Source organism: Zhihengliuella halotolerans (genome assembly GCF_004217565.1).
Classification (GTDB): domain Bacteria; phylum Actinomycetota; class Actinomycetes; order Actinomycetales; family Micrococcaceae; genus Zhihengliuella; species Zhihengliuella halotolerans.
The window spans coordinates 3,013,261-3,032,365 of sequence record NZ_SHLA01000001.1 but is presented as its reverse complement, the minus strand read 5'-3'; the positions used below and the strand labels follow the sequence as shown (position 1 = coordinate 3,032,365).

The 19,105-nt window shown below is 67.2% G+C and carries 20 protein-coding genes and 1 tRNA gene; 9 read left to right on the top strand and 12 right to left on the bottom strand.

Annotation, left to right across the window (positions count from 1 at the left end):
- Positions 1 to 31: 31 nt before the first annotated feature.
- The 3 genes from EV380_RS13910 to EV380_RS13900 all read right to left on the bottom strand — a co-directional run bounded on the left by EV380_RS13910 (position 32) and on the right by EV380_RS13900 (position 2,622).
- Complete coding sequence (locus EV380_RS13910) at positions 32 to 1,303, bottom strand: carboxylate--amine ligase (protein ID WP_130451635.1); 1,272 nt, start codon at positions 1,301 to 1,303, stop codon at positions 32 to 34.
- 28 nt (positions 1,304 to 1,331) lie between these two features.
- Complete coding sequence (locus EV380_RS13905) at positions 1,332 to 1,607, bottom strand: hypothetical protein (RefSeq protein ID WP_130451634.1); 276 nt, start codon at positions 1,605 to 1,607, stop codon at positions 1,332 to 1,334.
- Positions 1,608 to 1,902: 295 nt separating this feature from the next.
- Positions 1,903 to 2,622: a FadR/GntR family transcriptional regulator gene (locus EV380_RS13900; protein WP_130451633.1), complete on the bottom strand. Its 720-nt coding sequence runs from the start codon at positions 2,620 to 2,622 to the stop codon at positions 1,903 to 1,905.
- Between the two features lie 210 nt (positions 2,623 to 2,832).
- Between EV380_RS13900 and EV380_RS13895 the strand changes: the two genes are divergently transcribed.
- Positions 2,833 to 3,357, top strand: coding sequence for a gluconokinase (locus EV380_RS13895; protein WP_130451632.1), 525 nt, complete (start codon positions 2,833 to 2,835; stop codon positions 3,355 to 3,357).
- A 38-nt stretch (positions 3,358 to 3,395) separates the two neighbouring features.
- Positions 3,396 to 4,796, top strand: a complete 1,401-nt coding sequence (locus tag EV380_RS13890; RefSeq protein ID WP_130451631.1) for a GntP family permease — start codon at positions 3,396 to 3,398, stop codon at positions 4,794 to 4,796.
- A gap of 200 nt (positions 4,797 to 4,996) precedes the next feature.
- Here the strand turns inward: EV380_RS13890 and EV380_RS13885 are convergent, their stop codons facing one another.
- The 7 genes from EV380_RS13885 to EV380_RS13855 all read right to left on the bottom strand — a co-directional run bounded on the left by EV380_RS13885 (position 4,997) and on the right by EV380_RS13855 (position 8,622).
- Complete coding sequence (locus tag EV380_RS13885) at positions 4,997 to 5,329, bottom strand: hypothetical protein (protein WP_130451630.1); 333 nt, start codon at positions 5,327 to 5,329, stop codon at positions 4,997 to 4,999.
- Positions 5,326 to 5,610 (bottom strand): hypothetical protein, encoded by a 285-nt coding sequence (locus EV380_RS13880; RefSeq protein WP_130451629.1) that lies wholly within the window; start codon positions 5,608 to 5,610, stop codon positions 5,326 to 5,328. Before EV380_RS13880 ends, EV380_RS13885 begins: the two co-directional genes overlap by 4 nt.
- A 25-nt stretch (positions 5,611 to 5,635) precedes the next feature.
- Complete coding sequence (locus EV380_RS13875; RefSeq protein WP_130451628.1) at positions 5,636 to 6,493, bottom strand: LysR family transcriptional regulator substrate-binding protein; 858 nt, start codon at positions 6,491 to 6,493, stop codon at positions 5,636 to 5,638.
- Positions 6,494 to 6,616: 123 nt separating this feature from the next.
- A complete protein-coding gene (locus tag EV380_RS13870; RefSeq protein WP_102158740.1) occupies positions 6,617 to 7,048 on the bottom strand; it encodes a universal stress protein in 432 nt (143 codons plus the stop codon).
- Between the two features lie 15 nt (positions 7,049 to 7,063).
- Positions 7,064 to 7,762: a dienelactone hydrolase family protein gene (locus EV380_RS13865; protein ID WP_130451627.1), complete on the bottom strand. Its 699-nt coding sequence runs from the start codon at positions 7,760 to 7,762 to the stop codon at positions 7,064 to 7,066.
- 229 nt (positions 7,763 to 7,991) lie between these two features.
- Complete coding sequence (locus EV380_RS13860; RefSeq protein ID WP_130451626.1) at positions 7,992 to 8,411, bottom strand: hypothetical protein; 420 nt, start codon at positions 8,409 to 8,411, stop codon at positions 7,992 to 7,994.
- Between the two features lie 124 nt (positions 8,412 to 8,535).
- Positions 8,536 to 8,622, bottom strand: a tRNA-Leu gene (locus tag EV380_RS13855).
- A gap of 350 nt (positions 8,623 to 8,972) precedes the next feature.
- Here EV380_RS13855 and EV380_RS13850 point away from each other — a divergent pair.
- Genes EV380_RS13850 through pknB form a run of 7 tightly spaced genes read left to right on the top strand, consistent with a single transcriptional unit; the run spans position 8,973 to position 18,268 of the window.
- Positions 8,973 to 9,740: an FhaA domain-containing protein gene (locus EV380_RS13850; protein ID WP_130451625.1), complete on the top strand. Its 768-nt coding sequence runs from the start codon at positions 8,973 to 8,975 to the stop codon at positions 9,738 to 9,740.
- Positions 9,737 to 10,213, top strand: a complete 477-nt coding sequence (locus tag EV380_RS13845) for an FHA domain-containing protein FhaB/FipA (protein ID WP_130451624.1) — start codon at positions 9,737 to 9,739, stop codon at positions 10,211 to 10,213. The genes EV380_RS13850 and EV380_RS13845 overlap by 4 nt, the downstream gene beginning before the upstream one ends.
- Before the next feature lies 1 nt (position 10,214).
- Positions 10,215 to 11,648 carry a Stp1/IreP family PP2C-type Ser/Thr phosphatase gene (locus EV380_RS13840; RefSeq protein WP_130451623.1) on the top strand — a complete coding sequence of 478 codons (1,434 nt, stop codon included), beginning with the start codon at positions 10,215 to 10,217 and terminating at the stop codon, positions 11,646 to 11,648.
- Positions 11,641 to 13,008, top strand: a complete 1,368-nt coding sequence (locus EV380_RS13835) for an FtsW/RodA/SpoVE family cell cycle protein (protein ID WP_130451622.1) — start codon at positions 11,641 to 11,643, stop codon at positions 13,006 to 13,008. Before EV380_RS13840 ends, EV380_RS13835 begins: the two co-directional genes overlap by 8 nt.
- Entirely contained in the window at positions 13,005 to 14,471 is a 1,467-nt protein-coding gene (locus EV380_RS13830; protein ID WP_130451621.1) for a peptidoglycan D,D-transpeptidase FtsI family protein, read from the top strand. The genes EV380_RS13835 and EV380_RS13830 overlap by 4 nt, the downstream gene beginning before the upstream one ends.
- Positions 14,468 to 16,279 (top strand): protein kinase domain-containing protein, encoded by a 1,812-nt coding sequence (locus EV380_RS13825; protein WP_130451620.1) that lies wholly within the window; start codon positions 14,468 to 14,470, stop codon positions 16,277 to 16,279. Before EV380_RS13830 ends, EV380_RS13825 begins: the two co-directional genes overlap by 4 nt.
- Entirely contained in the window at positions 16,280 to 18,268 is a 1,989-nt protein-coding gene (gene pknB / locus EV380_RS13820; RefSeq protein WP_130451619.1) for a Stk1 family PASTA domain-containing Ser/Thr kinase, read from the top strand. It begins immediately after the preceding gene.
- 5 nt (positions 18,269 to 18,273) lie between these two features.
- Here the strand turns inward: pknB and EV380_RS13815 are convergent, their stop codons facing one another.
- Both EV380_RS13815 and EV380_RS16670 read right to left on the bottom strand, forming a co-directional pair.
- A complete protein-coding gene (locus EV380_RS13815) occupies positions 18,274 to 18,936 on the bottom strand; it encodes an anthranilate synthase component II (RefSeq protein ID WP_102158648.1) in 663 nt (220 codons plus the stop codon).
- A complete protein-coding gene (locus tag EV380_RS16670) occupies positions 18,933 to 19,103 on the bottom strand; it encodes a hypothetical protein (protein WP_165391973.1) in 171 nt (56 codons plus the stop codon). Before EV380_RS16670 ends, EV380_RS13815 begins: the two co-directional genes overlap by 4 nt.
- Positions 19,104 to 19,105: the final 2 nt, after the last annotated feature.

The window sequence follows — 19,105 nt, the reverse complement described above, 5'->3', positions numbered from 1 at the left end:
ATCCCGCGCCCAACCAATAGCCCCCGGGCCGTCAGCGGCGGGGCGGATACTGCTTGAACTTGCGGAACTGGTTCAGCAGCGCGGCCCCCACATAGAACCAGCGGCGCGGGTGCCGCTCAGCGCGGTAGGCGAGCGGATTCGTCGTCGTCCTGGTGGCGAGCAGACCCGCTGCGCGCTCGCCCACGGCTCCCACGAGGTACCGGCGCAGCAGGGCCTTCGGGAGCACCGTGTAGAGCAGCTCGGAGTCCGAGACGGCGAGCCCCTCCGGCGGCACGGAATCCTCGTAGGCGGGGCCGAGGTAGTCGCGGACGTAGACGCGGGCAGGGTTCGCCCAGGCCCAGTCGTCGGCGTAGGCGGCCGCCGTCAGGTAGTAGTGGTTGCGGCCCAGACGCGGGTTCAGCTCGAAAAACTTCACGACGCCGTCGCGCGGGTCCAGCTTGCCGTCGAACATCGCGAAACCTCGCCAGCCCAACCGCTCGAGAAGCGTCGCGCCCTGCTCGATGAACGTCTCGGCGGCGGCGTCCGGCACGCCCGTGACGATCGCGGCCGAATTCCCGAGCACGATCGGCGCGTGTTCCTCGACGACCACCTCGCCGTAGGCGGCGTAGCGGGCGCTGCCCTCGGCGTCGGCATAGAACGTGGCCAGACGCATGTTGGAGTCACCGCCGGGAATCAGCTCCTGCAGGATGAACCGGCCCTTGTAACCGCTGGAATCGATGCGGCCGAGCAGGTCCTCGAGCTCGGCGCGGTCCGCGATGGTGTGCACCTTCTTCTTGCCGGCGAACTTGGCCGCCACCCAGCCGGAGGAATCCGACGGCTTGCCGATCAGCGGGAACGGCAGGTCCTCCGGGATCCGACGTGAGCCTGGCGTGTAGACGTGCGTGAGCGGGTGCGGGATACCGAGCTCGTCGCAGAGCTCGTAGAAGTTCTCCTTGAGCGCGGCCATCTCGATCATCTCGAGCGAGACGTACGGGATCGTGTAGGCCGGTTCCAGCTCGGCGCGGTTCCGCGTGATCATCGTGACGTGCAGGTCGAGCGAGCCGAACAGCAGCAGCGGGCGGGCGCGGCCGGCACCCAGTTCGCGGGCCAGCTCCTGGAGGTGCGCGACGACGTCGTCCTCCTCCATGGTCCCGGCCGGACGGACGTCGACGGCCACGGAGTGCTCAATCACGCCGTTCCCACCGGCGGGCACGGCGACGCTCACGGCGCCGTAGGCCTCGTGAAACTCGCGAGCGAGGGAGTAGGTGCCGATGTCGCCGCCGAGGATTACCGGGACGAAGGGCTGAGAATCGGGAACGCGCATGGACCCAATCTATCGGGCGCGGCTGGGATCAGGCTGAAGCAGGGAACGTATGGTCGAGCAGGACGAGCGGATGCTCTCCGTTGCGGTAGACGGAGTCGTAGGCGGCGCACAGTGCATCGAAGCGCTCCCGACCGTCGCGATCCGCCAGGACCGGCCACCCCTTGGCGCCCATGATCCAGTGGGTACCCGCCGCACGGGCCGATGCCACGACAGCAGCTGCAACGGCGATCACGATGGAGGCTTCCGCCTCGCCCGGCATTGACGGCCTGTGCTCCCGGTAGTACTTGACCAGTTCTGCCAGCATCTCCTCGGAACTTTGGGGGATTGCACGACCGGCGGCGGCCAGTCGCTCTCGGCTTGCGTCTGCAATCAGCCGTCGACCGTCTTCCGTAGGCACGTGGCTGAAAGTGTTCCCCAGAACGTAGTCCCTGTATTCGGGACTCTCGAGCGGATCTTCCGTCGAAGCGTAAGAAGCCCAGCGGATTCCCTCCGGGGTGCTCTCTCCTGAATTCCTCACCGATTCCTCTGATCAACCAGCACGCGGCCAAACTGTGACTGGATCGCACCCACGCCACCGCCATCGCCCGGCGGCAACAGCTTCATTTGCCGTCGGCCGGGTTGGGTGAATCCATCGCCCGCCGGACCTCGTCGACGAGCACCTGCATATGGCGCTCCGCGGCTTCCGGGTCGCGGCGGGCGACTGCGTCGGCGACGGCCTCGTGCTCGGCGAGGGCCTCCGCACGCGGGTGGAACGGCATCAATCCCTGCTGGGTGCGCCCGGTCAGAACCTCGGCGATGACGCCGTCGAGCTGCGCGAACATCGAGTTCCCGCTCGAGCGCAGCAGCAGCTGATGGAATTCGATGTCCGCCTCGAGGAACTCCTCGAGCTGCCCGGCCTCGCCGAGTCGGCGCATGTTCGCGGCCAGTTCCGTGAGCCGGTCCCGCACCACGGCGCTCGCTCCGCGCGCGGTGCGGGCCGCGGAGAGCGGTTCGACGGCGATGCGCAGTTCGGTGAGCTCGGTGAACTGCTCCTCGCGCCCCGGCCCGGCGAGGCGCCACCGGATGACGCGACGGTCGAACTTGTTCCACGCATCGGGTTCCTGGACGACGAGGCCGACGCGGCGGCGCGAGACGACCATGCGCAGGGATTCGAGGACGCGCATGCAGTCGCGCATGACCGTCCGGGAGACGCCGAAGCGCTCCTGCAAGGTCTCCAGGGTGAGACGATCGCCCGACGTGAGGACGCCGTCGACGATCTCGCGGCCCAGAACCTCGAGGATGGGGTTCTGGAGCAGGGCGGCAACGTCGTCGTTCGGCATGACATCGATCCTAGCGAGATTCGTCGCGCCCTCCGCATGCGCTGAGGTCACAGCCGGGATTGGGCATTGGCGCAAGCTCCTACACGAACAACTCATGACAAAGGTATTACCTTAATCACAAAAAGATGTTATCTTTGTGTAACGCCTATAAGGTAGATCACATTCCGCGCCGCTCGGGCGCCTGGCCACCGCCGCCCAGAAGGAGTCAAGATGGCAAGCACACGCACCGAACCAGCTACCCACGTGGTGGTGATGGGTGTCGCCGGGTCCGGAAAGACCACCTTGGCCCAGATGCTGGCCGAGGAACTCGGCTGGCCCTACGCCGAAGCGGATGAGTTCCACCCCCGGGCCAATATCGACAAGATGCGCAACGGGACGCCACTGACGGACGAGGACCGCTGGCCGTGGCTGCGGGAGATCCGCGACTGGATGTCGCGGAACCAGGCGGGCGGCACCATCGTCACCTGCTCCGCCCTCAAGCACAGCTATCGCGACCTGCTCCGCGAGGCCGACGGCGACGTCGTTTTCCTGCACGTCAGCGGGACACCGGAGCTGCTGAGCGAGCGCATCTCGCAGCGCAGCGGGCACTTCATGCCGCCGAGCCTCCTGCCAAGCCAGCTCTCCACCCTCGAGCCGCTGACCGACGATGAGCCCGGCGCGGTGCTCGTCAACGACAAGACCCCCGACGCACTCCTCGACGCGGCACTTCAGGTGCTGCGCGGCGTCAACGCCTGACCGATCATCACCACCACTTCGACCATCCGGAGAATCCCATGACCATTGAAGGTTGGACTCAAACCCTCGGGGCGGGACCCCTGCTCGGCATCGCCGCCGCCGCAATCCTCGTCCTGCTCTTCCTCATCATCAAACTGCGCGTACACGCCTTCGTTGCGCTGATCCTGGTCAGCCTGTTGACCGCTTTCGCCACGGGTATTCCCGCCGGTGACGTGGTCTCGACGTTGACGCAGGGCTTCGGTTCGACGCTCGCGGCCGTGGCACTCCTCGTCGGCCTCGGCGCGATGCTCGGCCGCCTCGTCGAGATCTCCGGCGGCGCCAAAGTCCTTGCGGATACCCTGATCGGTCGGTTCGGCGAGAAGCACGCACCGTTCGCGCTCGGCGTCGCGTCGCTGCTGTTCGGCTTCCCCATCTTCTTCGATGCCGGCCTCGTCGTGATGCTGCCGGTCGTGTTCGCCGTCGCCCGCCGCCTGGGCGGCTCGGTGCTGCTCTACGGCCTGCCCGCGGCCGGCGCGTTCTCCGTGATGCACGTCTTCGTCCCGCCGCACCCGGGCCCCGTGGCCGCCGCGACCTTCTTCGAGGCCAATGTCGGCTTCGTGCTGCTGATCGGCCTGATCATCGCCCTCCCCACCTGGTACGTGACCTCCTACCTCTTCGGTCGGTGGGCCGGCCGCAAGTGGGACCTCCCGATCCCGAACCTGCTGGGCCGCGCCGACGAACAGCACGAGGCCAACCCGCCGAAGTTCGGCACCGTCGTCGCACTGCTCCTCCTCCCCCTGGTCTTAATTTTCCTCAACACCGGACTGAGCACCCTGTCCGAGGCCGGCGTGCTGCCGGAGGGCTCCGCGGACGCCGGCTGGTTCCAGCTCCTGCTCGCCATCGGCTCGACGCCCGTCGCCCTCCTCATCACCCTGCTGGTCGCCGTTCTGACGATCGGTACCGGCCGCGGCATGGAGAAGTCCGCCGTCGAGCAGACGCTCGAGGGTGCGCTCGGCCCGGTCTCCTCGGTCATCCTCATCACGGGCGCCGGCGGCATGTTCGGCGGCGTGCTCCGCACGTCCGGCATCGGCGACGCGCTGGAGTCCTCGCTGACAGGCCTCGGCATCCCCCTGATCCTCGCCGGCTTCCTGATCTCCTCGATCATCCGTGTCGCCCAGGGCTCGGCCACGGTCGCGCTCACGACGACGGCGGGCCTCCTGAGCTCCGCTGTGCTGGCCGCCGACCTCAACGAGATGCAGCTGGCCGCCATGGTCATCGCCGTGGCCGCCGGCTCGGTCATCGCCTCCCACGTCAACGACTCGGGCTTCTGGCTCGTCGGCCGCTTCTTCGACATGGACGTCAAGACCACGCTGAAGACGTGGACCGTCCTGGAGACCCTGATCGCGCTCATGGCGTTCGCCCTGGCCGCCGTGGTCTACCTCCTGGCGTCGATCGGCTGACTGCCGCAGCGATGACCGTCAGAAACGGGGGGGGAATGCGTAACGCATTCCCCCCGTTTTTGCACGTCGTCCGCGCCACCCGCACGACGACGGTCGCGCAGCCGCCCGGCCGAGAAGAATCTGCCGCGATGACCTCGAGCCGGGTTGGCCCCTGCGGTCACGGGGCCCGTCATCGACGGGATCCACTCGGCGGTCGGCGTCTAGACAGGCTCTTCTCGCCGCTCCAGCAGGATGTCCAACGACTCGAGCGCGATCGCGAAGGACGTCACCGCGACGCTCAACGGCACTTCCGGCTCCGTCCGGAGGTGGCCACCGAAGAGCACCATCAGCCCCCGAAGGCGTCCAGCCTCCGCCTCAACGAACTCTGCATAGGCATCGAAGAGTTCCAGCACATAGCGGCGCTCGGACTCGATTTCGCCCGTTGGAACAGCCGTGACTTCGATGGCCGCCTGCGCCAGGCCCCTACCCGGAGCGTCGGACGGAGTCCGCCTGACCGCCACGACGACGCCGGCGTCGGCAACGTACCCGCTCACGCCGCACCCCGCGTCTGCGCGGGCAGACCCAGCACGTCCACACCGGCCCGGCGCGCGAGCAGGCGGGTCACGCCGTCGTCGGACGCGTCGGCGCCGACAAAACCCGTGAACTGCAGCGGCACGCCGATCAGCTCCGCACCGCGGCGCGTCAAGACCTCCGCGTCGGGCTCCGTCACGGTCACAAGATAGGTCGCGGTGGTCGATTGCACGCGCACGACGACGGCCTCCAGGCTCGCCGACTCGATCGCCTCGACTCGTCCGGTGTCGTGAACGAACGTCATCACTTCCCCTGACGCTGCGGCTGGGTCACTTCCGCTTGCCGCGCTTCGGTCCGCCACGCTTGGGCCCGCCGCGTCCACCCGCTCCGCGCTGGCCGCCCTTCGGCGCCGCTTTGCCGCCCTGCTTCGGCCCGCGTTTCGCCGCGCCGGCCTTGTCTGCGCCCTGACGGCGCTTCTGCGCCTTCGCGGCCTCGGCCTGCTCACGCTCGCGCACCGAGGGCTGCCGCGACGACGTCGCCTTGCGCCCGCGCACGATCCCGACGAACTCCTCGATGAGCGCGGCGCGCTTGGCCTCGTCGCTCTCCGGGTCCGCGAGCGCCGCCTCGAGGTCAGCGTCCTTGATGTCCGGCCGCGGCCACGCCAGGCCAATCCGGGTCGTGCCGCCCTGATTCTCCGGAGCACCCGTCAACACGCGGTGGATGACGTCCTTGCGGTGGTAGAGCCGCGCGACGGACATGGGCAGCACGAGCAGCCCGGCGCCTGTGCCGACGACCTCGAGCGCCATCCGCGCTCCGCCGGCCTCCGCCGGATAGTCGGCGAGATCCAAGAACGTCTCATCGGCGATCTCCGCGTAGGGAACCTCGTCCTCGTACGCCTCGACGATGTGCTCCTTCGGCGCGCACACCACCGGAAGCTCGGTGTAGAGGGGGATGCAGTGCAGCGCGGGGCCGACCGGCGACTCGTCCTCCCGGAAGCGCACGAACACCAGATCGGCGCGCCCGTCATCCAACAACTCGAGCGGGTCCCCGTCGTCGTGCAGGACCGCCTCGAGCGGAACGGTCAGCCGCTCGTTCCAGCGGTCCAACCACTTGCCCGGCGTCACGCCGGGGACATACGCGACCCGTAGTCCGGCCCGCCCGTTCGATTCCTGCGCTCGCTCTTCCACGGCACAACCCTACCGGGCCGTCCCGCGGGCGCCTTCGGGCCGCGCCAAGGCCCGGAACGACGACGGCGCCGCTCACCACGGGTGGTGAGCGGCGCCGTCGTACTGCGCGCGATTACGGGACGATCAGGCGTCCGTCTTGACCACGTAGACGTCGCACGGCGAGTTGTGCGCCACGGAGGTGGCGACGGAGCCGAGCACGCGGCCGAGGCCCTTCATGCCGACGTTGCCGACGACGATGAGCTGCGCGTCCTCTTCCTCGGCGGCCGTGACGAGAGCCTCGGTCGGCTTCCCCTTGACGGCCTTGGTGACGATCGTGGCGCCCGGGACAACCTCGCGGAGCTTGAACGCGACCTGGTTGGTCAGCTTGTCGGCCTGCTCAGCCGAGTCCAGGACCCAGGTGTCGTTGCCGATCTCGACGACCTCGGTGCTGTCCTTGGCGTAAGCGGTCACGACGGTCAGGGTGGCGCCGAGGCCCGCGGCGACGGTGGCTGCGCGGGTGGCGGCCTTGAAGGACGTGGTGCTGCCGTCGACACCTACGATGACGGTTCCGGACATGGTGTATCTCCTTATTTACTTGACGTGTGCTCGCAGGAACGAGATGGCTCGATCCCACGCGAGTTCTGCGTGCTCGCGGCTGTAGTTGCCCGCGGTGTTCTCATCATTGTGGAAGGCGTGGCCGGCGTCGTAGTAGTGGAACACGACGTCGGCGCCCGACTCCTCGCGGATCTGCCGCTCCTGCTCCCGTGCCGCGTCGGCCGGGTACATCTGATCCTGCAGCGCGTAGTGGCCCTGCACGGCCGCCGTGAGGTCCTCATACGAATCGGGCACCGCTTGGCCGACCCCGTAGAACGGGACGGCCGCGGAGACCTTCTCGCCCTGCTGCGCAGCGAGCGCCAGCACGAAGCCGCCGCCCATGCAAAAGCCGATCGCGCCAACGGTGCGGCTCGCGACCTCCTCGCGACCCAGCAGGTAGTCGGTTGCACCGGCCAGCAGGCGGGCACCCTCCTCGGCCGGAAGCTCGGACATCATCTGTCCGGCCTCGTCGGCGTCGTGCGTGGTCCGCCCGCCGAAAAGGTCCGGGGCCAGCGCCACGTACCCCTCCGCCGCCAGCCGGTCGGCCACGTCGCGGATGTGGTCCGTCAGCCCCCACCATTCCTGGACCACAATGACACCGGGCCCTTGCCCGTCCTCGGGAACCGCGAGATACCCGTGGGCTTCGCGCCCGGCTGATTGAAAGGTGACGTTCTGGTGTGGGGTCTGTTCCGCCACAACACTCCCTTCGCGCGACAATGGTTCGTTTCAATTCGTGCTCAGCCTAGGCGGCTGTTCGAGCCAGTCTATGCATGTGATGCAGGTTACGAATAGATTCAACATCATTGTCGTGCGGGTTCGGTGATCGGAATCGTGCGTCCGCACCGAACTGACGCTTCGATTCTAGCCGCGCTTCCCCTGCAATAACAGGGATCGTGGCGGAGATCATGCCCTGAACCACGCCTCCTTACGGGCCGACGACGTCGACCTGCACTCGCTCCCCGCGCACGTCCCTGACCGTCGCGATTTCCGGGGTCGGCTCGGGAGCATCATCGAAAACGTACGTCATGGGCGCCAGGTCGTCCGTACAGGGCTGCGTTTGGTCCTGGCCGAGCGCGAACTCCCATTCGTCGTCGTCGGAATCGAACTCGGTGGGGATCAGCGGGCAGCTCGAACTCCCCCGCGTCACCAGGTGGGCGCTCCCGTCCTCGTCGACGAACACGACGGGCTCCGCCTGGGGCCGCGACGTGTCCCAGTGGTCTCGAACCTCGGGCGGCACACCCGCATACTCGGAATCGGCGACGCTCGCCGGCCCCGCACACGCCGAAAGAGACGCCGCCAGTACCAACACCGCGGCCGCCGTCGCCGTCCTCGCATAGCTCCCCATTGACCCTCCCTCAGTCCTACGGCGAGAATACTCGGTCGCCGGAACGTCAGCCGGTGCCGCAAGTCGGGGTCCACGGATTAACGACAGAGGCGGCCGCCCCGAAGGGAAGCCGCCTCTATTCGCGTGGTGCGCGAGGGGGGACTTGAACCCCCACGATCTTGCGATCACTGGCACCTGAAGCCAGCGCGTCTGCCAATTCCGCCACTCGCGCATGAGTGATATTCACTTGTTCCGCACGACGATACCTCGCCGAACAGCGAGAACTATCTTATCCACACTTCGCCAGATCCGCCTAATCGGCGCCCATCCCGTGAGCAGGCTCACCCCCGGGGTGCGCAGCCGACCGCGCGCCCACCCTTCCCTCCCCCGCGATTCCGCGGTTCGGCGGCCAGTTCGCGCCGTCCCTTCTCGGCCGCCGGCGGGAACCATGTTTGTTCCAGATTCGTTGCGATCCGAGCAGGCTGTGTGCTTTCTCAACACCCTTCAGGGGTGCGGCAAGTAGTATCGACATGCGTCACGTGATTCACACCCGCTACGAACCGACCGGAAGGAGCAGCGCCCATGGGCCTTGTCGACAATGTTGAGCGCGGCCTCGAGAAGCTGGTCACCAGCGTCTTCCGCGGTTCCAGCGGGGGCGGGATCCAGCCGGTCGAGATCGCCAGCAAGCTGCGCAATCAGATGGACCGCGGCACCCTCACGGTCGCCCAGGGGCGCACCACCGCACCCAACAAGTTCACCGTCGCCCTCGCACCAGCCGACTACGACAAGGTCGAGAAGTACGGCACGGCACTGGCCGAGGAACTGTGCGACGTCGTGATCGCCCACGCCAAGAGCCAGCACTACACGCTCACCGGCCGCGTCGAAGTCGTCTTCGAGCAGGATGCAGACGCGCGCGAGGGCAACCTCACCGTCGACGCCCGGATCGCTCGCGACTCCGCCGCGCCGCGCGCACCGCGGCCCAGTACGACGACGGAGGCCCCCGCGCCGTCGCCCGGCTCACCTCCCGCGACGGTCGCCGCCCCGAAGCTCCAGCCGGTGCTGCAGATGAACGGCAAACGCTATGGCCTGAACTCGGAATCCATCATTCTGGGCCGCTCATCGGAGGCCGATGTCGAGGTCGACGACACAGGTGTCTCACGCAAGCACTTGGAAATCCGTTCGGAGCACGGCAAGGTGTGGGCTGTGGACCTGGGATCGACGAACGGCAGCTACGTCAACGGCCAGAAGGTCGACGGGCGCGCAGAACTCTTCGACGGTTCCATCATCAGCATGGGCCGCACCCGCATCACCTTCCGAATGTTGCCCCAACGCACTGGAGGTCAGCAGTGACCGAACTCGCGCTCACCGCGATGCGCCTCGGCTTCCTGATCCTGCTGTGGATCCTCATCCTCAGCATCGTCGGGGCCCTGCGCCGTGACCTCATGATCGGAAAGCGCGCCGCCGCGGCACCTGCCCCTGCCCCCGCGCGCACCGAGACCGGGGAGCAGCCCTCGCAGCAGGCTCCACGCCAGCACCCGACGGCCCTCGAGCTCGTCGAGGGCCCACAGGCCGGCACCAGCATCGAACTCGCCGCCAGCCCGATCCTCTTGGGCCGCGCGCAGGAAGCCACTCTGGTCCTCATCGACGACTACGCGTCCGCTCGGCACGCACGCCTCTTCCCGCAGGGCAGCCGTTGGTTCATCGAAGACCTCGGCTCCACGAATGGCACCTACTTGGGCGAGTCCCAACTGACCCGCGCTCAGCCGGTCGAACTGGGCCAGCAGATCCGCATCGGCAAGACCGTCATGGAACTGAGGACTTGACGTGGCGTTCACCCTCCGTTTCGCCGCGGCCTCCGACGTCGGAAAGGTCCGGTCCAACAACCAGGACTCGGCCTATGCCGGGCGCCACCTCGCGATCGTCGCCGACGGCATGGGCGGACACGTCGGCGGCGACGTCGCCTCTGCATCGACGGTCTTGGACCTTGTCCACCTGGACCAGGAGACCACCGAAGACGTCGAGACCGTCCTGCCGGACGAAATCCAAGCCGCCAACTCCATCCTGAACGAACTCGTCAGCGCCAACCCGAAGCTCTCCGGGATGGGGACCACGGTGACGGCCCTGCTGCTCACCGGCGACACATTCCAATATGCGCATATTGGAGATTCTCGCGCCTATCGGCTCAAAGACGGCAAGTTCACGCAGATGAGCCGCGACCACACGTTCGTGCAGCGGCTCGTCGAGGAGGGGCGCCTCTCCCCGGCCGAGGCAGAGAACCACCCCCACAAGAACGTCCTGCTGCGCGTCCTCGGGGACTCCGACGCGAGCCCCGAACTCGACATCCATCAGTTCCCGGTGTCACCCGGCGAACGCTGGATGCTCTGCTCCGACGGCCTGAACGCCGTCGTCTCCGACCCCGTCATCGAGCAGATCGTCCGTGGCACCAAGGACCTCCAGGAAACTGCAGACGACCTGGTGCAGGTCACCCTCGACAACGGCTCCCCCGACAACGTGACCGTCGTCGTCATCGAAGTCGTCGAGGACGACGACCAGCCGATGACGACGCCGTTCGTCTCCCTCGAAGCGGCCGTCGATCCCGAGGAATCCGTGGACACGGGCATGCTGCAGCGCATCACCGGTTCCGAGGACATCGAGGCCAGCGCCGCGATCATCCGACATGAGATGAACAACCGGCCGCATGCTCTCGTCGGGTCCGCGCTCCTGGCGACGCAGACGGGCCACATCCCGATGGTGACGACGCGATCCGCGCAGAAGCGGGCCGCCGCCCTGCTCATGCACAAGACGCCGACCCAGCAGGCCGAAGTACTCGAGCATCACGAGGAGCAGCAGGCGCCGCGCCGGCGGCTGCTGATCCCGATCTTCCTGACCCTGATGGGCCTGCTCCTGGCCTCGGTGTTGTGGTTCGGCTACGTGTGGACGCAGACCCAGTACTACGTCGGCAACTACGACGGACGGGTCGCGATCTTCAACGGCGTCTCCCAGGATCTCGGGCCGGTCAAACTGTCCCAGCTCGACTCGGTCACCGACATCCCCTTGGACGCCCTGCCGGCATATACCCAGCAGCGCATCAAGAGTTCACTGCCTTCCCGGGATCTCGAGCACGCCCAGGACATGGTCTCCGAGCTGCTCGTGACCGCTCGCCGGTCCTGCCCCGTCGTCGTCCCGGGCGAGGACAAGGACGAGAAGGACGTTACGGCCAAACTTCCGTCCTACTGTCTGGAGGCCGACGATGAGTGAGCTGCGCACCGCACCGATCTCGCGCCGGAACACCGAGCTCTGGCTGCTTGTCCTGGCGATGCTTGTCGCCGTCGGCGCCGGCTACCTCGCCGGGCTCAGCAACCCCGAGGGCCTCTCCCCCGAGTTCGCAAAACAGGGCGCCATCCTGTGCGCCCTGGCCCTGGGAATGCACATCGTCCTGCGGATTTGGGCGAAATATGCCGATCCGATCATACTTCCCTGTGTCGTCGCCCTCAATGGCATCGGCGTGGCCATGATCCACCGCCTGGACATCACCACGGGAGACACCGCGGCCACTCGGCAACTGATGTGGACCGGCGTAGCCATCGCTGCCGCGATGGCGGTCATCTGGGCGATCCGTGATCACCGGATCCTGCGCCGCGCGGTCTACATCTGCCTGGTCGTCTCCGCCGTGCTGATGGTCCTGCCTCTCATCCCGGGTCTCGGGCAACCCGTCAATGGCGCCCGCATCTGGATCTTCATCGGCGGCATGTCCTTCCAGCCGGGCGAACTCGCGAAGATCACGCTGTCCATCTTCTTCGCCGGCTACCTCTCCAGCAACCGCGACCTGATCCTGCTGGCCGGACGGAAGATCGGTCCGCTTCAGTTGCCCCGCGTGCGCGACATGGCGCCCATGGTCCTGGCCTGGATCATCAGCATCGGTGTCCTGATCCTGCAGCGCGACCTCGGCTCGGCGATCCTGTTCTTCGGCCTCTTCATGGCCATGATCTACGTCGCCACGGCGCGCATCAGCTGGATCCTCATCGGCCTCGGCCTCGTGGCGGTCGGCGGCGTGTTCGCCGTCCAGTTCATGGGTCACGTCGAACGGCGTATCAACGCGTGGATCAACGCCTTCGACCCGGAGGTCATCAACGCCCAATTCGGGTCCCATCAGATCGTCCAAGGCATGTTCGGGCTCGCCAATGGCGGCCTCTTCGGCACCGGTTTCGGCAACGGACGGCCCGACCTCGTGCCCTACGCCAATTCGGACATGATCATCACAGCGATCGGCGAGGAGCTCGGACTCATCGGCGTCATCGCCGTCGTCCTCCTCTACGTCCTGCTCGTCAGCCGCGGCATCCGCGCCGCGCTCGGCACCCGGGACGCCTTCGGCAAACTGCTCGCATCGGGGCTGTCCTTCACCATCGGCCTGCAGTGCTTCGTGGTGATCGGGGGCGTGACGCGGCTGATCCCGCTCACTGGACTGACAACGCCCTTCGTGGCCGCCGGCGGCTCGTCGCTGCTGGCGAACTGGATCATCATCGCGTTGCTGCTCTTGGTCTCGAACAATGCCCGCAAACCCGTCCCGAGCGCTGACCTGACCAACGAGGTCGTCCTGAAGAAAGGGGCGAACGCATGAACCAGGCCATCCGCAACGTCTGGATCGCGGTGATCGTCTTCTTCGTCGCGATCATGGGTTCGCTCTCCTACATCCAGTTCTTCGCTGCCGACGAGCTCAACGCCAACCCGCTGAACAAGCGGCAGCTCTTCCGCGACTTCGACCTGGCCCGCGGCGCGATTCTCGTCGACGGCAATCCGATCGCCGAATCCGTAAAGACCGACGGACAGTTCGAATACCAGCGCGTCTACAACGAGCCGGAGCTGTACTCCCACCTGACCGGCTTCTACTCGCTCGCGCACGGTTCGACCCATTTGGAGTCCTACCTCAACGACTGGCTCACCGGACGCGGCGACAGTCAGGTTTTCAACCGCATGATGAATATGATCTCGGGCAACAGCCAAGAGGGCGCGTCCGTGCAGCTGACGATCGACGGCCAGCTGCAGCAGCAGATCTACGACATCCTGCCCGACGACGTGCCGATGACCGCCATCGTCTCCGAGGTGAAGACCGGCGATATCAAGGCCATGGTCTCCAAGCCGACGTACGACACAAACGAGCTCGCGGTCCACAGCACGTCGCAGGCGACCGCCAACATGGACGCCATCCTCGGCCGCTCCAACCTGAGCCCCTACATCAACCCGGCGATCGGCCACCTGAGCGCCCCGGGCTCGACCTTCAAGATCCTCGACGTCGTGGCCGCCCTCGAGTCGGGCGACTACGATCTCGAGACGGAGATCGACAACCCGGAGACCGCGACGCCGAAAGGCACCTCGCGTCCGATCAGCAACTTCAACGAGGGCATCTGCACGCAGCAGAAGAAGGCGACGCTCCACTTCATCATCGGGCAGAGCTGCAACACCCCGTTCGTCGAGATCGCCGACTCCGTGGGTGAGGACGCCCTGCGGGACGTCGCCGAGCGCTTCGGCTTCGGCCAGCAGCTCTACATCCCGCAGCGCGTGGCCACCTCCGTCTTCCCGAGCGACATGGACGACGCGCAGCTCGCGCTCTCGTCGATCGGCCAGTTCGACGTCAAGGCCTCGGCGCTGCAGATGAACATGGTCTCGATGGGCATCGCGAACGGCGGGGTGATCATGAAGCCGAACCTCATCGACGAGATCATCGCCCCCGACCTCAAGGTGCTGGAGCAGCCGGAGCCGGAAGAGTTCAGCACAGCGACGACCAAGGAAGTCGCGGACCAGGTGACAGAGCTCATGCGCGAACCCCTCAAGGGTGGCACCGCGGCAGCCGCCCAGGTCCCCGGCCTGGAGATCGCAGCCAAGACGGGCACCGGCCAGACCGGCCGAGTCGACGCCAACGGAAATCCGACCAACACGGTGAACTCCTGGATCACGGGTTTCGCACCGGCGGACGACCCCGAGTACGCGGTGACAATCGTCGCCGAGAATATTGACTACGAGACCGGCCACACACTGACCAGTCCGAACATGAAGAAGATCCTAGAGGCGGTGTTCAACAAGTGAGGCCTACATCGGGAATCACCCTGGGCGGTCGGTTCAAACTGACCGACCGGATCGCTATCGGCGGCATGGGCGAGGTGTGGAAGGCCCAAGACCTGGTGCTCGGCCGCGTGGTCGCCATCAAGATCCTCAAGGAGGAATACACCGGCGATCCGGGCTTCCTCAAGCGTTTCCGCGCCGAGGCCCGGCACACCGCCCTGCTGAACCACAATGGCGTGGCTTCGGTCTTCGACTACGGCGAGGAAGAAGGATCCGCCTACCTCGTCATGGAGCTGGTCCCCGGCCGTCCACTCTCGGCCATCATCGAACGCGAGCGCGTCCTCAACGCCGACCGGACGCTGTCGATCATCGCGCAGACCGCCCGTGCGCTGGCCGCCGCCCACGAGCTGGGCCTCGTTCACCGTGACGTCAAGCCGGGCAACATCCTCATCCTGCCTGACGGCCGGGTGAAGATCACCGACTTCGGCATCGCCCGCCTCGCTGATCAGGTGCCGCTCACCGCCACGGGTCAGGTCATGGGAACGGCCCAGTACCTCTCCCCCGAGCAGGCCACCGGCCAGCAGGCCACGGGCTCGAGCGATGTGTACTCGCTCGGCGTCATCGGCTACGAGTGCGTTGCCGGCCGCCGTCCCTTCTCGGGCGAATCGCAGATCGCGATCGCACTCGCCCAGGTCAACGACACTCCCCCACCGCTGCCCGACACGGTGGACCCGAACGTGCGCGCGCTGCTGATGTCGATGCTGGCCAAGGACCCGGGCGACCGCCCCGCCAACGCGAACAAGCTGGCCGAGGCCGCCGAAGCGCTGCGGGCGAACAACCCGCGCGCCGCTGAGGCCGCGGTTCCTGGCATGCTGCTCTTCGCCTCGGGAACGGCCTCCACCCAGGTCATCCGTCCGGATTCCGCCCCGACCCAGGCGCAGACCGTCGCCGGCACCAACACGTCGTCGCTTCCGGTCGTGGGCCAAGGCGAGGGCGAGGGCGACGAATTCGCCTCCGTCGTCGGCGCCAGTCGCGACTGGACCCCCGGTGACGACGAGGAGTCCGAGGAGGACGCGAACGAGCTCGCGCGCAACCGCCGCAGCCCGTGGACTTGGCCGCTCATCGCCCTGCTGGTGCTCGTGGTCTTCGCGATCCTCGGCGCCCTGCTGTTCCCGCTGCTGACCGGAAACGACGACGACCCCGACGCTTCCGGTTCACCGTCGACCACCGTCTCGGAGACACCGTCGGAGACGGCGTCCGAGACCCCCTCCGACACGCCCACACCGACCGAGACCGAAACGTCCGACGGGAACGACAACGACCCCACGACACAGGCGCCCGACCCGGAGACGGCCACGATCCGGGAAAACCAGTACCTGGGTCAGCAGCTCGAATCCGTTATGGAGCGCTTGGAGGACCTGGGCTTCCGGGTCGACGCCCAAGGCGAAGAGAACCAGGAATACGCGGAGAACACCGTGTTCGCCGTCTCCCCGTCCGGGGAGCAGCGCCTGGGGACGACAATCGCCGTACGCTACGCCGTCGCACCCGAGCAGCCCTCGAAGGTGACTGTGCCCAACGGGCTCACGGGCAAGACCGAGGCCGCAGTCCGCAGCGCGCTCACGAACGCAAACCTCGTTCCGGTGCACGGCGGCACGGTGGCCTCGGACCAGCCCGCGGGCACGGTCGTCGCGGTGAACCCCGGCAGCGGCCAATCCGTGGACGAGGGCTCAGACGTGGCCTACACGGTCTCGGAGGGCCCCCAGAACACCGAGGAGTCGGAGACGCCCGAGTCAGCCCCGAACCCCACCCCGTCCGAGTCCCCCGCCAGCTAGATGACTGAGACTCGACTCCTCGACGACCGTTATGAGGTCGGCGCGCTCATCGGGCGCGGCGGCATGGCTGACGTGCACCGCGGCCGCGACACGCGCCTCGGCCGTGAGGTTGCCATCAAGCTGCTCCGCCGCGACCTCGCGCGGGATCCGATGTTCCAGACCCGCTTCCGCCGGGAGGCGCAGGCCGTCGCCGGCCTCAATCATCCGGCGATCGTTTCGGTGTACGACACGGGTGAGGAGCAGCTCGGTACGGACGCGGAGTCCGCAAGCGGGCTGAAGGTCCCGTTCATCGTCATGGAGTACGTCGACGGCCGGACGCTTCGAGATCTGCTCGCCTCCGACGAGGTCTCCTTCGACCAGGCCGTCGACTATGCGCTGGGTGTGCTCTCCGCCCTGTCCTACAGCCACCGCATGTCGATCGTGCACCGCGACATCAAGCCCGCGAACGTCATGGTCACCGCCGACGGCAGCATCAAGGTCATGGACTTCGGTATCGCCCGGGCCCTCGCCGATTCCGCGGCGACGATGACGCAGACGCAGGCCGTCGTCGGAACCGCCCAGTACCTTTCCCCCGAGCAGGCGCGTGGCGAGAACGTCGACGTCCGCAGCGACCTCTACTCCGCCGGTTGCCTGCTCTTCGAACTGCTCACGGGCCGGCCGCCGTTCGTCGGCGACTCCGCCGTGTCGGTCGCCTACCAGCACGTGGGCGAGGACGCTCTGGCGCCGAGCGCGCTGAACGACGACGTTCCCGCCGCCTTCGATCCCCTGCTCGCCAAGGCGCTGCAGAAAGACCGTGAGAACCGCTTCCAAGACGCTGCAGCCTTTGCCCACGCCCTGCGCGAAGCACGCGAAGGCGTCCCGTATTCGGACGACCCGGCTGAAGCTCCCACCCAGCTCATCGGCACCGCGGCGGCTGCGGCGGGCCTCGACGAGTCGGAGGCGGCCACCGAGGCTCTGTCGCTGCCGTCCGCGGAGACCTCGGCCCTGCCGACACATGATTCATCCGATCCCACCGTCGCGATGACCGCAGCAGCCCCGCACGCGACAACCCCCGAAGATTCGTGGCACGAGGACAGTGCGCACGAGGACAGCGGGCATACCATCGGCGCCCACGCACGCGAACGCTCCCCCTATGAGAAGCGCCGCCGCCGTGCCTGGATCATCGTTTTCACCCTCGTGACGCTGCTCGTCGTCGGCGGCGGCGGCTGGTTCGTCTGGAACTGGTCGCAACAGATTCAGGCCCAGAACGTACGGGTCGAGGTCCCGGCCGTCGAGGGCATGACCCAGACGGACGCCCAGAACGCGCTGCTCGCGGAGAACCTGCGGATTGCCGAAATCGTCGAGGAGTTCAGCGACGACGTCGAATCAGGCTTCGCGATCGGCACCCGGCCCGGCGAGGGCGAGTCCCTCCGTGTCGATTCCGCCGTCGTGCTGCTCATCTCCAAGGGCCCTTCCTCGGTGACGATCCCGGACTTGGCCGGCGCAACCGAGTCGAGCGCCCGGGCGACCCTCGAGGAACTGGGGCTCGAAGTCGAAACGGAGATGAAGGAAGAGAACAGCGCCACGGTCCCGGCCGACCGCGTCATCAGGACCAACCCGGCAGCCGGCGACCCCGTCGCCGGTGGCAGCACGGTGGAGTTGACGCTCTCGACCGGCATGGTCTCGGTGCCGGACCTGCTCAGCGGGCTGACGGTGGAGGAGGCGGAAGAACTCCTCTCCGATCCCGCCTACGGCCTGAACATCACGGTGAACGAGGTCGAGAACGCGGTCGTTTCGCCAGGTACCATCGTCGATCAGTCCCCAGAACCGGGCAACGACATCGAGCAGGGCGGGACGGTTACGGTGGACGTCGCCGTCGCTCCTCCATCACCCACGCCGTCGCCGACTCCCACCGAGGAGGAGTCAGAGGAGCCGAGCGAATCACCGTCCGCCGACGAGTCGCCGTCCGAGAGCGAAGCGCCGTCCGAGTCGCCGTCGGAAGACGACTGAGCGGACTAGCTGATGGAACTGATCAGCGGGCTGAGCGTCGCGGCCCGCTGCGCCGCGCCCTCGACGCCGAGTGACTCGAGCCAGTTGCCGAGCATCAGGTAGCCGCCCTCCGTCAGGACCGACTCCGGGTGGAACTGCACGCCCCACAAGGGTGCAGTCTTGTGGGCGAGGCCCATCACGGTGCCCCCCGGCGCAGCCTCGTTGGGCGCTGTCCACGCGGTGATCCGCAGGACGTCCGGAATCGACTCCCGCACGGCGGCCAGCGAGTGGTAGCGAGTGGCGGTGAAGGGACTGGGCAGGTTCGCGAAGACGCCCGTCCCGTCGTGGTCGACCAGCGACGTTTTGCCGTGCATGAGTTCCTCAGCGTGCGTGACGGTGCCGCCGAACGCCTCGGCCAGCGCCTGCTCGCCCAGGCACACGCCGAGCATCGGTTTCAGCTCCTCGCCGCACCAGCGGATCATCTCGATGCACACGCCCGCCCCGGCCGGATCGCCGGGGCCGGGGGAGACCAAGACGCCGTCGCGGGCCGAGGCGAGTTCGATCGCCTCGGCGAGGGTGACGTCGTCGTTCCTGACCACGGTCGTCTCCGCGCCCAGCTCCTGCAGGTAGCCCACGAGGGTGTAGACAAACGAGTCGTAGTTGTCGATCACCAGAATGCGGGCGGTCATCGCGTCACCAAACCAATCGTCGACTGAGTCCACAGGCTCAGCTGGTCGCTGACCCACGGAAAGACATACATCATCAACACCAGTATGATCCCGGCGAGCAGGACGAGCGAAATGAGAAGCCGCACCCACACCGGGCCCGGGAGCTGCCTGAACATCCATGCGTACATGA

Coding starts and splice junctions, on each gene's coding strand:
- EV380_RS13850 (WP_130451625.1), top strand. CDS start 8,973: ATGGGCCTTGTCGACAATGTTGAGCGCGGCCTCGAGAAGCTGGTCACC.
- EV380_RS13905 (WP_130451634.1), bottom strand. CDS start 1,607: ATGCTGGCAGAACTGGTCAAGTACTACCGGGAGCACAGGCCGTCAATG.
- EV380_RS13835 (WP_130451622.1), top strand. CDS start 11,641: ATGAGTGAGCTGCGCACCGCACCGATCTCGCGCCGGAACACCGAGCTC.
- EV380_RS13895 (WP_130451632.1), top strand. CDS start 2,833: ATGGCAAGCACACGCACCGAACCAGCTACCCACGTGGTGGTGATGGGT.
- EV380_RS13870 (WP_102158740.1), bottom strand. CDS start 7,048: ATGTCCGGAACCGTCATCGTAGGTGTCGACGGCAGCACCACGTCCTTC.
- EV380_RS13880 (WP_130451629.1), bottom strand. CDS start 5,610: ATGACGTTCGTTCACGACACCGGACGAGTCGAGGCGATCGAGTCGGCG.
- EV380_RS13860 (WP_130451626.1), bottom strand. CDS start 8,411: ATGGGGAGCTATGCGAGGACGGCGACGGCGGCCGCGGTGTTGGTACTG.
- EV380_RS16670 (WP_165391973.1), bottom strand. CDS start 19,103: ATGTACGCATGGATGTTCAGGCAGCTCCCGGGCCCGGTGTGGGTGCGG.
- EV380_RS13815 (WP_102158648.1), bottom strand. CDS start 18,936: ATGACCGCCCGCATTCTGGTGATCGACAACTACGACTCGTTTGTCTAC.
- EV380_RS13910 (WP_130451635.1), bottom strand. CDS start 1,303: ATGCGCGTTCCCGATTCTCAGCCCTTCGTCCCGGTAATCCTCGGCGGC.
- pknB (WP_130451619.1), top strand. CDS start 16,280: ATGACTGAGACTCGACTCCTCGACGACCGTTATGAGGTCGGCGCGCTC.
- EV380_RS13900 (WP_130451633.1), bottom strand. CDS start 2,622: ATGCCGAACGACGACGTTGCCGCCCTGCTCCAGAACCCCATCCTCGAG.
- EV380_RS13890 (WP_130451631.1), top strand. CDS start 3,396: ATGACCATTGAAGGTTGGACTCAAACCCTCGGGGCGGGACCCCTGCTC.
- EV380_RS13830 (WP_130451621.1), top strand. CDS start 13,005: ATGAACCAGGCCATCCGCAACGTCTGGATCGCGGTGATCGTCTTCTTC.